Annotated in this window: 12 protein-coding genes and 1 pseudogene; 5 read left to right on the top strand and 8 right to left on the bottom strand. The window is 71.3% G+C overall.

What is annotated here, in order from left to right; all coding sequences use genetic code 11:
• Positions 1 to 50 precede the first annotated feature (50 nt).
• Positions 51 to 1,202 (top strand): acyl-CoA dehydrogenase family protein, encoded by a 1,152-nt coding sequence (locus tag Q5762_RS05710; RefSeq protein WP_315890851.1) that lies wholly within the window; start codon positions 51 to 53, stop codon positions 1,200 to 1,202.
• A complete protein-coding gene (locus Q5762_RS05715; protein ID WP_315890852.1) occupies positions 1,202 to 2,371 on the top strand; it encodes an acyl-CoA dehydrogenase family protein in 1,170 nt (389 codons plus the stop codon). Before Q5762_RS05710 ends, Q5762_RS05715 begins: the two co-directional genes overlap by 1 nt.
• Here Q5762_RS05715 and Q5762_RS05720 read toward each other — a convergent pair.
• The 4 genes from Q5762_RS05720 to Q5762_RS05735 form a co-directional block, all read right to left on the bottom strand.
• Positions 2,366 to 2,890 carry a pyridoxamine 5'-phosphate oxidase family protein gene (locus Q5762_RS05720; protein WP_315890853.1) on the bottom strand — a complete coding sequence of 175 codons (525 nt, stop codon included), beginning with the start codon at positions 2,888 to 2,890 and terminating at the stop codon, positions 2,366 to 2,368. The genes Q5762_RS05715 and Q5762_RS05720 overlap by 6 nt on opposite strands.
• Before the next feature lie 84 nt (positions 2,891 to 2,974).
• The gene (locus tag Q5762_RS05725; RefSeq protein ID WP_315890854.1) at positions 2,975 to 3,349 is read right to left on the bottom strand and encodes a VOC family protein; all 375 of its coding nucleotides are present in this window, start codon (positions 3,347 to 3,349) and stop codon (positions 2,975 to 2,977) included.
• Positions 3,350 to 3,390: 41 nt separating this feature from the next.
• On the bottom strand, positions 3,391 to 4,116 hold the full coding sequence (locus Q5762_RS05730) for a VWA domain-containing protein (RefSeq protein WP_315890855.1): 726 nt from the start codon (positions 4,114 to 4,116) through the stop codon (positions 3,391 to 3,393).
• A 125-nt stretch (positions 4,117 to 4,241) separates the two neighbouring features.
• Complete coding sequence (locus Q5762_RS05735) at positions 4,242 to 4,886, bottom strand: PadR family transcriptional regulator (protein WP_315891096.1); 645 nt, start codon at positions 4,884 to 4,886, stop codon at positions 4,242 to 4,244.
• 90 nt (positions 4,887 to 4,976) lie between these two features.
• Between Q5762_RS05735 and Q5762_RS05740 the strand changes: the two genes are divergently transcribed.
• From Q5762_RS05740 to Q5762_RS05750, 3 genes are read left to right on the top strand one after another with little or no spacing between them, the layout of a single operon-like run.
• On the top strand, positions 4,977 to 6,107 hold the full coding sequence (locus Q5762_RS05740) for an LLM class flavin-dependent oxidoreductase (protein ID WP_315890856.1): 1,131 nt from the start codon (positions 4,977 to 4,979) through the stop codon (positions 6,105 to 6,107).
• Positions 6,104 to 6,829: a glucose 1-dehydrogenase gene (locus tag Q5762_RS05745; protein WP_315890857.1), complete on the top strand. Its 726-nt coding sequence runs from the start codon at positions 6,104 to 6,106 to the stop codon at positions 6,827 to 6,829. The genes Q5762_RS05740 and Q5762_RS05745 overlap by 4 nt, the downstream gene beginning before the upstream one ends.
• Positions 6,830 to 6,834: 5 nt before the next feature.
• Positions 6,835 to 7,722: an alpha/beta hydrolase gene (locus Q5762_RS05750; RefSeq protein ID WP_315890858.1), complete on the top strand. Its 888-nt coding sequence runs from the start codon at positions 6,835 to 6,837 to the stop codon at positions 7,720 to 7,722.
• 12 nt (positions 7,723 to 7,734) lie between these two features.
• Here Q5762_RS05750 and Q5762_RS05755 read toward each other — a convergent pair whose 3' ends face one another.
• The 4 genes and pseudogenes from Q5762_RS05755 to gltB form a co-directional block, all read right to left on the bottom strand.
• Complete coding sequence (locus Q5762_RS05755; RefSeq protein WP_315890859.1) at positions 7,735 to 8,313, bottom strand: TetR/AcrR family transcriptional regulator; 579 nt, start codon at positions 8,311 to 8,313, stop codon at positions 7,735 to 7,737.
• Positions 8,314 to 8,374: 61 nt separating this feature from the next.
• Positions 8,375 to 8,752, bottom strand: a pseudogene (locus Q5762_RS05760) (ergot alkaloid biosynthesis protein); the annotation flags it as partial.
• Positions 8,753 to 8,857: 105 nt separating this feature from the next.
• Positions 8,858 to 10,318, bottom strand: coding sequence for a glutamate synthase subunit beta (locus Q5762_RS05765; RefSeq protein ID WP_315890860.1), 1,461 nt, complete (start codon positions 10,316 to 10,318; stop codon positions 8,858 to 8,860).
• Positions 10,311 to 14,870 carry a glutamate synthase large subunit gene (gene gltB / locus Q5762_RS05770; protein ID WP_315890861.1) on the bottom strand — a complete coding sequence of 1,520 codons (4,560 nt, stop codon included), beginning with the start codon at positions 14,868 to 14,870 and terminating at the stop codon, positions 10,311 to 10,313. Before gltB ends, Q5762_RS05765 begins: the two co-directional genes overlap by 8 nt.
• Positions 14,871 to 15,096: the final 226 nt, after the last annotated feature.

Below are 15,096 nucleotides of genomic sequence, written 5' to 3' on the forward strand. Positions count from 1 at the left end.
TACGTTAACCTACCAAACACTTGTTAGGGAAGCAGGGAGGCGGGCGTCCGATGGACCTGGCGTACACCCCGGAGGAGCGGGAGTTCCGCGCGGAGGCGAGGGAGTGGCTGCGGACCCACGTCCCGGCCGAACCGCTGCCGTCCCTGGAGACGGCGGAGGGCTTCGCGGCGCACCGCGCGTGGGAGTCCGAACTCGCCGCCGGCCGCTGGTCGGTGGTCTCCTGGCCCGAGCGGTACGGGGGCCGGGACGCGGACATCCTCCGGTGGCTGGTCTTCGAGGAGGAGTACTACGCGGCGGGGGCGCCCGGCCGGGTCTCGCAGAACGGCATCAACCTGCTCGCCCCGACGCTCTTCGACCACGCGACGGAGGAGCAGCGGGCCCGGGTACTGCCCTCGATGGCGACGGGCGAGGTCATCTGGGCGCAGGCCTGGTCGGAACCGGAGGCGGGCTCGGACCTGGCGTCGCTGACATCGCGGGCGGTACGGACGGACGGCGGCTGGCTGCTGTCCGGGCAGAAGACCTGGTCCTCGCGGGCCGCCTTCGCCGACCGGGCCTTCGGCATCTTCCGCACCGACCCGGAGACGGACCCGGCGCGGCCGCACCGGGGGCTGACGTATCTGATGTTCGACCTGCGGGCGCCGGGGGTGACGGTCCGGCCGATCGGCCGCCTCGACGGGAAGCCGGCGTTCGCGGAGCTCTTCCTCGACCAGGTCTTCGTACCGGACGAGGACGTGATCGGGGAGCCCGGCCAGGGCTGGCGGATCGCGATGTCCACGACCGGCAACGAGCGCGGCCTGATGCTCCGCTCCCCGGGCCGCTTCCTGGCGGCGGCGGACCGACTGGTCGCGCTGTGGCGGGCGACGGGTTCGGACCGAGGCGCACGGGACCGGGTGGCGGACGCGGTGATCGGCGCGCGGGCGTACCAGCTCTTCACGGCGGGCGGCGCGTCGCGCTTCGCGGCGGGGGCTGGGGGGGAGATCGGGGCGGAGTCGAGCCTGAACAAGGTGTTCTGGTCGGAGTACGACATCGCGCTGCACGAGACGGCGCTCGATCTGCTGGGCGGCGAGGCGGAGTGGGCGGACGGCGAGTGGGCCGAGGGGTACGTCTTCTCCCTGGCGGGCCCGATCTACGCGGGCACGAACGAGATCCAGCGCGACATCATCGCCGAGCGGCTGCTCGGCCTGCCGAAGGGGCGGCGCTGATGCGATTCCTGCCGACGGAGGAGCAGCGCGACTTCGCGCGCTCGCTGGACGCGATGCTGACGACGGCGGACACGCCGACGGCGGTACGGGCGTGGGCGACGGGCGACCCCGCGCCGGGCCGCGCGCTGTGGTCCCGCCTGGCGGAGGCGGGCGTCTTCGCCCTGTCGGTCCCGGAACGCTACGAAGGCGTGGGCCCCCTCCCCGTCGAACTGGCGACAGCCTTCGTGGAACTGGGCCGCCACGCGGTCCCGGGCCCGCTGGTGGAAACGGCGGCAACGGGCGCCCTGCTGTCGGACCTGTCCCGCAGGGGCGAGGAGACTCTGGCGAAGCGACTGCTGCCGGGGGTGGCAGCGGGCACGACGATGCCGACGCTGGCCGTGGCCACCGACCCGATCGTGGGCGACCGTCCCGCCGAGGCGGCCCGGGTGGTGGGCAATCGTTCCGCAGGGCGATGGGGGTCCCCCCGGACGGAGTCTGGGGGAGGGTGGGCACAACCCGACAACGGCGCTGCACCCGTGGTCGCCCCAGGCACCGGGAGCCTGCGCCCGGCAAGGGCGCCGTCGGAGCCGTCGGCTCTTGACGCCGACGTCGCCGACCTCGTCCTCGTCGTTCGTGGGGACGAACTCCGGCTCGCCGCCGGGCACGAGGGCGTTCGGCCGTCCGCCGACCCCGCCCGCCGCCTCGCTCGCCCCACCCCCGGCGGGGAGGTGCTCGCGCGCGGCCCCGCCGTCGTCGCCGCCGCCGCGTACGCCCAGCAGTGGGCCATGCTCGCGACCGCCGCGCAGGCGCTCGGCGTCGGGCTCGCGCTGCTCGACCGGACCGTGGCGTACGCCAAGCAGCGCACCCAGTTCGGCGCCCCCATCGGCTCCTTCCAGGCGGTCAAACACCGCCTCGCCGACACCCTCATCGCCCTCGAGTTCGCCCGCCCCCTCCTCTTCGGAGCAGCGGTCACCTTCGAGAGCACCGATCTCGCCGCCGCCAAGGTCGCCGCCGGCGAGGCCGCGTACGCCGCCGCCCGCACCGCCCTCCAGATCCACGGCGCCATCGGCTACACCGAGGAGCTCGACCTCTCCCTCTGGCTGCGCAAGGCCCGCCCCCTCCGCGACGCCTGGGGCACCCCGTCCTGGTGCCGGGAACAAGTCGTCAGCACGTACACCGGCGGCTCATGACTCCTCACGCGGCGGGCTGTCGTCCGTCCCCCGCCGCATCGTCCGCACAGCCCGCCCCGGCCGCCAGGAGCGGATGACCATGTCGTCGCCCTCGACGTACGTCCGGACGACCTCCGTCGGCTCGACCCGGAAGACATGGAACGGCATCGGCATGCCCACCTCCTCCGCGTACCGCTCCAGCGTCTCCGGGTCGGTGATCTCCACGGCCCGCCCGGAGATCCGGACGTCCCCGCCGCCCATGTCCGTCCCCGCGCCCGGGTTGGCGAGCAGCGAGAAGCGCGGATCGCGCCGCAGGTCCAGTGCCTTGCGGGAGTTCGGCATCATGCCGAGCCACAGCTCGTCCCAGCGGAAGTCCGCCTCGATCCCGCTGAGTCGGGGCGAGCCGTCCTTCCGCAGGGTGGCGAGCGCGTGGTGGGTGAACTGCCCGAACCGCTCCCGTACGGTCGTGGCGAGTTCGGGCTCGGCGGCGGCGAAGGCCGACCAGGTGGTTACGGTTCCGGATCCGGTGGTGTGCTCCATGGCTCCAGTGAACACCGGATACCCGACACCTTCTGTCTGGATTACTCCAGGGCCACCCGCCGCGCCGAGGTCACCCGCCCGAGGTCACTCGCCTCGCTCGGCCCGGCTCCGCTCGACGCAGAACTCGTTGCCCTCCGGGTCCGCCAGCGTCGCCCACCCCGTACCGTCCGCGTTCCGGTGGTCGCCGAACATCGTCGCGCCGAGGGCGAGCAGCCGCTCGACCTCCTCGTCACGGCTGCGGTCCTGCGGCTGGAGGTCGAGGTGGACGCGGTTCTTGACCGACTTCTCGTCCGGTACCTGGATGAAGAGCAGCGCGCCGCCGGCTGTCTCGACCAGCGCCTCCGGATCCCCGGGCCGGTCGTCGTCCGAGACCTTGGAGTCGAGGACGGCGGCCCAGAAGGTCGCCAGGGTGTACGCGTCGGAACAGTCGATCGTCACATGTCGCACAAGAGATGCCATGGCGCCACTATCGCCCGCTCGCCAGGGCCGCGGCCAGGCATTTACAGCTCTGAGCGGACGATGGACCGCGCCCGGGCTGCGGCGAGCCAGGCGGGGAACTCGGCGACGATCCGGTCGTACAGCTCGGCGTCCGGGACCTTGCGCGGGTCCAGGCCGGCGTGGAAGAAGCCCGCGTTGTCGACGCACCGCTTCTCCGGGACCGGCAACTCGTCCAGTTTCCGAAGGAATTCGAACTGCCGGCTGCGCGGGTCGCCGAAGCCGATGAACTGCCAGAACATCGGCAGCTCGGCCGCCTTGCACAAGTACCGCTCGGCGGCGAGCTTGTTGATGGGACCACCGTCGGTCTGGAAGACGACGAGCGCGGGGGCGGTGGCGCCGCTGTCGAGGTAGTGGTCGATGACGGCGTCCATCGCCAGGTGGTAGCTGGTCTTGCCCATATGGCCGAGTCCGCGGACGATCCGGTCGATCCGCCCCTGATGGTCGGCGAGTTCGATGTCCGTCACGGCGTCGACGTCGGTGGAGAAGAAGACCACGGGCACGCGTCCGTCGTCGTCCAGGTGGGCGGAGAGCCCCAACACCCGGTCGGCCAGGGTCTGGACGCTGCCGTCCCGGTAGTACGGCGTCATCGAGCCCGAGTAGTCGAGCACCAGGTAGACGGCCACCCGCTGCCCGTCCATCCCGTGCTTCCGCAGCGACGCCTCCGCCGACTTGTACAGACTCACCAGCGCCGGTGCGGTCTCCTCGACCTTGCGCAGACTCAGCCCCACGGACGGTCCCTTCTCCCCGCCCGAGGAGACCCCTTTCCCCTCGGACTGCCGAGCGTACGTGATCGCCCGATCACGGGTACGGGGACGGGTCCGAGCTCCGTAGCGATCCGGACCGGTGCGCCGCTCTACTCGTCCGAGCCCCCGCGCGCCCTCCGCCGCTCCCGCTCCAGCTCCTCGATGTCCGCGAGCATGGCGTCCGCCAGATCGCGCTCGGAGGCGTAGTACCGCTCGGCCCACTTGAGGGTCAGCGTGGGGTACGCCCACGCCTCGTCGGCCTTCGCCCCCTCCACGTCCGACTCCGCGCGCAGCCGCATCGTCTCGGCGAACTCCCGGTGGTGGGCCAGGATTTCACGCATCTGCTCGGGTTCGAGGAGGTGCCCGAGCCAGAGCCTGAGCATCGGTCCGTGCTTGAGCACGGGCTGGTCGACGGGCGCGGTGCGGGCCCAGGTGCGGACGGCGGCCATGCCCTCGTCGGTGATCCGGTAGATCCGCTTGTCGCGGCTTCCCGTCTCCTGCGCGACCATCCGGGAGGTGGCGTAACCCGCCCTCTCCAGCCGCTTCAGCTCGCTGTATATCTGGCTGAACGACGGGCTCCAGTAGAAGAAGCGCAGCGACGTGTCCGCCCACTTCTTGAGGTCGTAGCCGGACAGCTCCCGCCCGAAGGAGAGCAGCCCGAGCACCGCCCAGCCGGTCGCCGGGAACCCGGGGATCTCCGGATTCCCCGGATTCCCCGGATTCCGCGGCCTGTTGTCCCGGTCCGACCTCGCCATGTCCGCCACGGGCCGAAGTCTACGACCCCCTTCCCCGCTCTTCGTATGACTGCTAGACATATTCCTATTCGGAATAGAGGAGAGTTCATCGTGAAGTTCTCCATGATCTTCGAGGCCCAGCTCGTCGACCCGACCCCCGAGCGCGAGCGTCAGGTCATCCACGACTGCGTCGAACAGGCCGTCCACGCCGAGGAGATGGACTTCGACCGCGTCTGGGCGGTCGAGCACCACTCCCTCACCCAGTACGCGCACATGAGCGCGTCGGAGATATTCCTGACCTGGGTCGCCGCCCGCACCGAACGGATCCGCATCGGCCACGGCGTGGTCACCATGCCCTTCGGCTACCAGCACCCGGTGCGCGTCGCCGAGCGCGCCGCCATGCTCGACGTCCTCAGCGGCGGCCGGGTGGACGTCGGCGCCGGCCGCGGCGCGACCCGCCAGGAGATGCGGATGTACGGGGTCCGCCCCGAGGACACGTACCCGCAGATGGAGGAGGCGCTGCGGATCTTCGCCGCCGCCTGGCGCGAGGAGCGGTTCGAGTGGCACGGCTCGATCGACATCGGCCCCGGCGCGATCCTCCCCCGCCCCGTCCAGGACCCGCACCCGCCGCTCTTCATGGCCTGCTCGAAGCACGACACCCTCAAGCTCGCGGCTGAACTCGGCATCGGCGCACTGGTGTTGGGCTTCGCTGGAGCCGACGACGTCCGCGCGATGCGCAAGGTGTACGACGACGCCATCTCCGAACGCGACGGTTCGCGACTCGTCTCCTCCGAGGTCAACGACCACTTCTCGGCGCTCTGCCCGACGGTCGTCCTGGACGACGCGGAGCGCGCGCTCCGGCTCGGCACGCGCGGCCAGCGGTTCTTCGCCGAGTCGATCGCGCACTGGTACGGCGACTCCCCCGCCCCGACCGGCTACGCGGAGGACGAGGACCACACGGGTGCGCTGGAGCGCCGCCGGGACGAGCTGGTCGCCCGGCTCCACGAGGCGAACGTCCCGGCCCGGCCGGTCGACACCGGCACGTACAACACCGACCACGCCTACGGGGACGCCGACACCGCCATCGCGTACGTGGAGCGGCTCCGCGAGATCGGGGTCGACGAGGTGATGTGTCTGATCCAGATGGGCACGGTGCCGCAGGAGGTCTGCATGGAGACCATCCGGCAGTGGGGCGAGAAGGTCATCCCGCACTTCCGCGCGCTCTCCGAGGAGGCCAAGTGACCGCGCTGGAAGGCAAGGTCGTCATCGTCACGGGCGCGGCGCGCGGCCAGGGCGCAGCCGAGGCGCGGCTCCTGGTGGCGGCGGGCGCGCGGGTGGTCTGCACGGACGTACGGGAGGAGGAGGGCCGGGCGGTCGCGGCGGAGCTGGGTGACGCGGGCCGGTTCGTGCGGCACGACGTGACGTCGGCGGAGGACTGGCGGGCGGTGGCCGGGGAGGCGGTCCAGTCCTTCGGCCGGATCGACGCGCTGGTCAACAACGCGGCGCTGTGGCGGACGACGCCGGTGGAGTCGGAGACGTACGAGACCTTCGAACTCCTGCTCAGGGTCAATCTGTTGGGACCGTTCCTCGGCATCCAGGCGGTCGTACCCGCGCTGCGCGAGGCGGGCGGCGGCTCGATCGTGAACGTGTCGTCGACGGCCGGCCTGGTCGGCATCCCGGGCCACGCGGCGTACGGCTCCAGCAAGTTCGGCCTGCGCGGGCTGACCCGCTCGTCGGCCCTGGACCTGGCGAGGCACGGCATCCGGGTCAACTCGGTGCACCCGGGGGCCGTCGACACCCCGATGGTGGCGGCGGTGGCGGACAAGGACTGGTCGCACGTCCCGCTCGGCCGGATGGGCCGGGCGGAGGAGGTCGGCGGTCTGATCGCCTTCCTGGTCTCGGACGCGTCGTCGTACGTGACGGGTGCGGAGTTCACGGTGGACGGGGGGCTGACGGCCGGATGAAAGGGATGTCGGATCCACTGACCCCGGCGGCGCGGGCGCTGTGCGACGCGATGTCGGCGGGCTTCCCGGGCCCGGGGGACGCGGACGCCCTGCGGGCGGCGGCGAGGGCGGGGGTACGGGACGTGCCGGCGTCGCGCGAGACGACGGCGCACGGGGTACGCGTACGGCTGTACGGCCCCGATCCGGACGCCGACCCGACGGCCGTCCCCGCCCCCGTCGTCGTCTTCGCCCATGGCGGCGGCTGGGTCCTCTGCGACCTGGACACGCACGACGCCCTGTGCCGTGAACTGGCGGCCCGCACCGGCGCGTCGGTGGTCTCCGTGGACTACCGCCGCGCCCCCGAGCACCGCTTCCCGGCTGCCGAGGACGACGTGTACACCGTCCTGGAGTGGGCCGCCGCCCGGTACGGAGGCCCGCTGTTCCTTGCGGGCGACTCCAGCGGCGGCAACCTCGCGGCGGCCGCGGCCCTGCGCGCCCGGGACGCGGGCGGCCCGCAGGTCGCGGGCCAGCTCCTCTTCTACCCGGTCCTGGACCACCGCCTGGACTCGGTATCGGCGGACGCGTACGCGGAGGGCTTCTTCCACACCACGGCCCATATGCGCTGGTACTGGGAGCAGTACCTCGGCCCGGCCGGCGAACCGGTCGCCGCCTCCCCCGGCCTGGCCCCCGACCTCACCGGCCTCCCCCCGACCCTCCTGGTCCTGGCGGACTGCGACCTGCTGAGGGACGAGGGCCTGGCCTACGCCCGCCGCCTCTCCGCGGCGGGAGTCCAGGCTCAAGTCCACCTGCACACCGGGGTCTTCCACGGCTTCCTGGGCGCGCGGGGCGTACTCCCGGAAGCGGAGAACGCACTGGCCGGCGCGGCGGCCTGGGTGGCTACCGTAAGCGGGTGAACCCCGACGGCATCAGTCCTTGATCCCCAGGACGTTGTCGACGTGGGCCGCGAGCGCGGCGCGCAGGGCGTCGGGGGTCATCTTCCGGTCGTCGATCAGGTGCACCACCAGGTCCGCGCGGATGGCGGCCAGCAGGGCGTGGGCGGTGAAGTCCGGGTCGTGGACGCCGGGCACCTGGGCCAGGGCCGCGCGCAGGATCTCGTGCCAGGAGTCGTAGTGCTCCGCCTGGTAGGGGTTGCTGAGCCCGGCGTCCTCGGCGGCCGACATCAGGTTCCGGTTCTCGATCTTGAAGCGCAGAGAGACGTCGAGCAGGTCCTTCACCTGCTGCCGAGGCGAGGACCCTCCCGCGTCCCGCACCTCCCGCACCGCTTGCTGCAGGGGTTCGAGGCGGGCGGCGATGAGGGCGCCGATCAGGCCGGCCCGGTCGCCGAAGCGGCGGAAGAGGGTGCCCTTGCCCACACCGGCGGCCGCGGCGATGTCGTCCATCGACACGCTCGTGGGGCTGCTGCTCACGGCGAAGAGTTCGTCGGCGGCGGCCAGCACCGCCTCGCGGTTGCGTACGGCGTCCGCGCGTTCTGCGCGCTGGGCCACGGGCCCCTCCTCGGTTGCGTGAAACGGTTCGTCTCGTGTCGTCGAGCCGATCGACGATACGTTACGCGGCCGCCTCTCGCCCCTCCCGCTCGACGAAGGCGCGCAGCGTGCCCGGGGCGCGGCCGGTGAGGCGCTGGACGGCGTCCGAGGTACGGTCCTCGGCACCGCCGGCGATGGCGCGGTCCATCCCGGCCAGCATCGTGGCGAACTCCAGCGGGATCTCGGCGGCCCAGCGGTCGCGCAGCTGCTCGAACGTCAGCCGCAGGTGCACCACGGACCGGCCGGTGACCTCGGAGAAGACCCCGGCGACCTCGGCGTAGCTGAGCGTCTCCGGCCCGGTGAGGACCAGGTCGGTGTTGGGGGCCTGCTCGTCCGTCAGGGCGCGTACGGCGACGGCGGCGATGTCCCGCCCGCCCCCGCCCCCGCCCCCGCCAGCCGAACGCACCGCGGCGCCCACCCAGTCGTCCGGTCGGGGACATTCGGGGGGCGCCGCGCTCAGTTCCGTACGTCGTTGTACGGGACGTCTTTGGGACGGGACGGACGGTCAGACCGTCAGGGCTCGGTCCGTCGGGCGGATCGGGGCCGGGAGGTCGCTCGCGCCCGTCAGGAAGCGGTCGACTCCGCGGGCCGCCGAGCGGCCCTCGGCGATCGCCCAGACGATCAGCGACTGACCGCGACCCGCGTCACCGGCCACGAACACACCACCCACGTTGGTGGCGAAGTCCGCGTCACGAGCGATGTTACCCCGCTCATCGAGGTCTAGACCAAACTGCGCGACCAGGCCGTTCTCGACGTCCGTGCCCGTGAAGCCCATCGCCAGCGTGACCAGCTGCGCCGGGATCTTCCGCTCGGTGCCGGGCTTCTGCGTCAGCTTGCCCTCGACGAACTCGACCTCGACCAGGTGCAGGAACTGGACGTTGCCGTCCTCGTCGCCCTCGAAGTGGGTGGTGGAGACCGAGTAGACCCGCTCGCCGCCCTCCTCGTGCGCCGAGGTGACCTTGTACAGCATCGGGAACGTCGGCCACGGCTGGCCGGCCGGCCGGTCGTCGCCCGGACGCGGCATGATCTCCAGCTGCGTGACCGAGGCCGCGCCCTGGCGGTGGGCGGTGCCCACGCAGTCCGCGCCGGTGTCGCCGCCGCCGATGACGACCACGTGCTTGCCCTCGGCCGTCAGCGGCGGGGTCACGAAGTCGCCCTCGACGACCTTGTTGGCGAGCGGCAGGTACTCCATCGCCTGGTGGATGCCGGACAGCTCCCGGCCCGGGACCGGCAGGTCACGCGCGGTCGTGGCGCCCGCGGCGATGACCACGGCGTCGTACCGCTTGCGCAGGTCCGTCGCCGTGATGTCGCGGCCGATCTCGACACCGGTACGGAACTTGGTGCCCTCCGCGCGCATCTGCTCGATGCGGCGGTTGATGTGCCGCTTCTCCATCTTGAACTCGGGGATGCCGTAGCGGAGCAGTCCGCCGATGCGGTCCGCGCGCTCGAAGACCGCGACCGTGTGGCCGGCCCGCGTCAGCTGCTGCGCGGCGGCGAGACCCGCCGGGCCCGAGCCGATGACGGCGACGGTCTTGCCGGACAGCCGCTCGGGCGCCTGCGGCTTGACGTCGTTGCTGTCCCACGCCTTGTCGATGATGGAGACTTCGACGTTCTTGATGGTGACGGCCGGCTGGTTGATGCCGAGCACGCACGCCGCCTCGCACGGAGCCGGGCAGAGCCGCCCGGTGAACTCCGGGAAGTTGTTCGTGGCGTGCAGCCGCTCGGAGGCCTGCGCCCAGTCCTCGCGGTAGGCGTAGTCGTTCCACTCGGGGATCAGGTTCCCCAGCGGGCAGCCGTTGTGGCAGAACGGGATGCCGCAGTCCATGCAGCGGCCGGCCTGCTTGCTGATGATCGGCAGCAGGGAGCCGGGAACGTAGACCTCGTTGAAGTCCTTGACTCGCTCGCCCACCGGACGGGTCTTGGCGACCTCGCGCCCGGTGGTCAGGAAGCCCTTGGGGTCAGCCATTGGTCGCCGCCTCCATCATCTTCTCGGTGGTCTCGGTCTCGGAGAGACCGGCGAGCTCAGCGGCGTCCTTGGCGGCGAGCACTGCCTTGTACGTGGTCGGGATGATCTTGCTGAAACGGTCCGCGTTCGCGGTCCAGTCGGCAAGGAGCTTCTCCGCGACCGTCGAGCCGGTCTCCTCGTGGTGGCGGCGCACGACGTCGTGCAGCCACTGCTTGTCGGAGTCGTTGAGCGCCTCGACGGCCGACAGGTTCCCGGAGTTGACGTTGTCCCGGTCGAGGTCGACGACGTACGCGACGCCGCCCGACATACCGGCCGCGAAGTTACGGCCCGTCTCGCCGAGGACGACCGCCGTGCCGCCGGTCATGTACTCGCAGCCGTGGTCGCCCACGCCCTCCGAGACGACAAGCGCGCCGGAGTTGCGGACGCAGAAGCGCTCGCCGGTGCGGCCGCGCAGGAACAGCTCGCCGCCGGTCGCGCCGTACCCGATGGTGTTGCCGGCGATGGTCGAGTACTCGGCCAGGTGGTCGGCGCCACGGTCCGGGCGGACGACGACCCGGCCACCGGAGAGGCCCTTGCCGACGTAGTCGTTGGCGTCGCCCTCCAGGCGGAGCGTGACACCGCTCGGCAGGAAGGCGCCGAAGGACTGGCCCGCGGAGCCGGTGAAGGTGATGTCGATGGTGTCGGCCGGCAGACCCGCGCCGCCGAACTTCTTCGTCACCTCGTGGCCGAGCATGGTGCCGACCGTCCGGTTGATGTTGCGGATCGCGACCTGCGCACGGACCGGCTGGGCCTCCTCGGCCGTCGCGGCGCCCAGCGCCTCGGCGGCGAGCTCGATCAGCTCGTTGTCGAGGGCCTTCTCCAGACCGTGGTCCTGCTCGATCAGGGCGTGGCGGACCGCGCCCTCGGGCAGCTCGGGCACGTAGAAGAGCGGGGCCAGATCCAGGCCCTGCGCCTTCCAGTGCGTGACGGCGCGGCTGGTGTCGATCAGCTCGGCGTGGCCGACGGCCTCTTCGAGCGTACGGAAGCCCAGCTCGGCGAGGAGCTCGCGGACCTCCTCGGCGATGAACTGGAAGAAGTTGACGACGTACTCGGCCTTGCCGGAGAAGCGGTCGCGCAGGACCGGGTTCTGGGTGGCGATGCCGACCGGGCAGGTGTCCAGGTGGCAGACGCGCATCATGACGCAACCGGAGACGACGAGCGGCGCGGTCGCGAAACCGAACTCCTCGGCGCCGAGCAGCGCGGCGATGACGACGTCACGGCCGGTCTTGAGCTGGCCGTCCGTCTGCACGACGATCCTGTCGCGCAGGCCGTTGAGCAGCAGCGTCTGCTGGGTCTCGGCGAGGCCGAGCTCCCAGGGACCGCCCGCGTGCTTCAGCGAGGTGAGCGGCGAGGCGCCCGTACCGCCGTCGTGACCGGAGATGAGCACGACGTCCGCGTGCGCCTTGGAGACACCGGCGGCGACCGTGCCGACACCGACCTCCGACACCAGCTTCACGTGGATACGCGCGGCCGGGTTGGCGTTCTTGAGGTCGTGGATCAGCTGAGCCAGGTCCTCGATGGAGTAGATGTCGTGGTGCGGCGGCGGGGAGATCAGACCGACACCGGGCGTCGAGTGCCGGGTCTTGGCGACCCACGGGTAGACCTTGTGGCCGGGCAGCTGGCCGCCCTCGCCGGGCTTGGCGCCCTGGGCCATCTTGATCTGGATGTCGTCCGCGTTGACCAGGTACTCGGACGTGACACCGAAGCGGCCGGAGGCGACCTGCTTGATGCTCGACCGGCGCGCCGGGTCGTAGAGGCGGTCCGGGTCCTCGCCGCCCTCACCGGTGTTGGACTTGCCGCCCAGCTGATTCATGGCGATGGCGAGGGTCTCGTGCGCCTCGCGGGAGATGGAACCGTACGACATGGCGCCGGTCGAGAACCGCTTGACGATCTCGGAGACCGGCTCGACCTCGTCGATCGAGACAGCTTCCCGATCGGAGGTGAAGCCGAACAGGCCGCGGAGCGTCATCAGGCGCTCGGACTGCTCGTTCACCCGGTCCGTGTACTTCTTGAAGATGTCGTACCGCTTGTTGCGGGTGGCGTGCTGGAGACGGAAGACGGTCTCCGGGTCGAACAGGTGCGGCTCGCCCTCGCGGCGCCACTGGTACTCGCCGCCGATCTCCAGCGCGCGGTGCGCGGAGGGGACGCCGGAAGCGGGGTACGCCTTGGCGTGCCGGGCGGCGACCTCCTTGGCGACGACGTCGAGACCGGCGCCGCCGATCTTGGTGGCCGTGCCGTTGAAGTACTTCTCGACGAAGGCGGTCTCCAGGCCGACGGCCTCGAAGACCTGGGCGCCGCGGTAGGAGGCGACGGTCGAGATGCCCATCTTGGACATGACCTTGAGGACGCCCTTGCCGAGCGCGTAGATCAGGTTACGGATGGCCTGCTCGGGCTCCAGGCCCTCGATGAAGGTGCCGGCGCGGACCAGGTCCTCGACGGACTCCATCGCCAGGTACGGGTTGACCGCGGCGGCGCCGTAGCCGATGAGGAGGGCCACGTGGTGGACCTCGCGGACGTCGCCGGCCTCGACCAGCAGACCCACCTGGGTGCGCTGCTTGGTACGGATGAGGTGGTGGTGGACGGCCGCGGTGAGCAGCAGCGACGGGATCGGCGCGTGCTCGGCGTCGGAGTGCCGGTCGGAGAGGACGAGGAGGTGGGCACCGCCCTCGATCGCCGCGTCGGTCTCGGCGCAGATTTCCTCGATGCGGGCGGCGAGCGCGTCGCCACCGCCGGAGACCCGGTACAGGCCGGACAGGGTCGCGGCCTTCATGCCGGGCATGTCGCCGTCGGCGTTGATGTGGATGAGCTTGGCCAGCTCGTCGTTGTCGATCACCGGGAAGGGCAGGGTGACCGAGCGGCAGGAGGCCGAGGTCGGCTCCAGGAGGTTGCCCTGCGGGCCCAGCGAGGAGAGCAGGCTCGTCACCAGCTCCTCGCGGATCGCGTCCAGAGGCGGGTTGGTGACCTGCGCGAAGAGCTGGGTGAAGTAGTCGAAGAGCAGCCGGGGGCGCTCGGACAGGGCCGCGATCGGCGAGTCCGTACCCATGGATCCGAGCGGCTCGCCGCCGGTGCGGGCCATCGGCGCGAGGATGACGCGGAGCTCTTCCTCGGTGTAGCCGAAGGTCTGCTGGCGACGGGTGACCGAGGCGTGGGTGTGCACGATGTGCTCGCGCTCGGGGAGGTCGGAGAGCTCGATCTCCCCGGTCTCCAGCCACTCGGCGTACGGGTTCTCGGCGGCGAGGCCGGCCTTGATCTCGTCGTCCTCGATGATCCGGTGCTCGGCGGTGTCGACCAGGAACATCTTGCCGGGCTGGAGGCGGCCCTTGCGGACGACCTTCGCGGGGTCGATGTCGAGGACGCCGACCTCGGAGGAGAGGACGACGAGGCCCTCGTCGGTGACCCAGTAGCGGCCGGGGCGCAGACCGTTGCGGTCGAGAACCGCGCCGACCTGGACGCCGTCGGTGAAGGTGACGCAGGCCGGGCCGTCCCAGGGCTCCATCATCGTGGAGTGGAACTGGTAGAAGGCGCGCCGGGCCGGGTCCATGGAGTCGTGGTTCTCCCACGCCTCGGGGACCATCATCAGGACACTGTGCGGAAGCGAACGCCCACCGAGGTGGAGCAGCTCCAGGACCTCGTCGAAGGAGGCGGAGTCGGAGGCGTCCGGGGTGCAGACCGGGAAGATGCGGTCGAGCTTGCCCTCGCCGAAGAGGTCGGAGGCGAGCTGGGACTCGCGGGCCACCATCCAGTTGCGGTTGCCCTTGACCGTGTTGATCTCGCCGTTGTGCGCGACGAAGCGGTACGGGTGGGCCAGCGGCCAGCTCGGGAAGGTGTTGGTGGAGAACCGGGAGTGGACCAGGGCCACGGCGGTGGCGCAGCGGCGGTCCGACAGGTCCGGGAAGAAGGGCTCCAGCTGGCCGGTGGTCAGCATGCCCTTGTAGACGATCGTGCGGGCGGAGAGCGACGGGAAGTACGTCCCGGCCTCGCGCTCGGCGCGCTTGCGCAGCACGAACGCCTTGCGGTCCAGCGCGATGCCCTCGCTGCTGCCGTCGGCCACGAAGAGCTGGCGGAAGACGGGCATGGTGGCGCGGGCGGAGGCGCCGAGCAGCTCGGGGGCGACGGGGACCTCGCGCCAGCCGAGGACGTTCAGACCCTCCTCGGACGCGATCGTCTCGATCTGCGAGACGGCCTGTGCGGAGCCGTCGGCAGGGAGGAAGGCGATTCCGACGGCGTAGGCGCCGGCGGCGGGAAGGTCGAAGTCGGTGACCTCGCGCAGGAAGGCGTCCGGGACCTGGAACAGGATGCCGGCGCCGTCACCGGAGTCGGGCTCGGAGCCGGTGGCGCCGCGGTGCTCCAGATTGCGCAGTACGGTCAGCGCCTGCTCGACCAGCGCGTGGCTGGCAACACCGGTCAGGGTGGCCACGAACCCGACACCACAGGCGTCGTGTTCGTTACGGGGGTCGTACATCCCCTGCGGAGCGGGGCGACCGTCCATGGGCGACCAGGCGTCGGAACGCATCGGCTCTCCCGTCGTCGTCGTGGCATATGCAGCTGCCGAGGGACGACGTTGGCCCTCCGCGAAATTTCGTGCAGGTTACATGATGGCTGGCTTCTCGCGAAGTGGATAGCACATTCCAGCATGCGGACACCGCTGACACTGAGCGGTGATGATGGTTCACACGTGAAGAGGTGGATCTCAGAGGGTCGGACGACCCGTCGCAGAGCGGGCTTCATTGCCCGCGGCG

The sequence above is a fragment of the Streptomyces sp. P9(2023) genome (genome assembly GCF_032436795.1).
Lineage (GTDB): Bacteria > Actinomycetota > Actinomycetes > Streptomycetales > Streptomycetaceae > Streptomyces.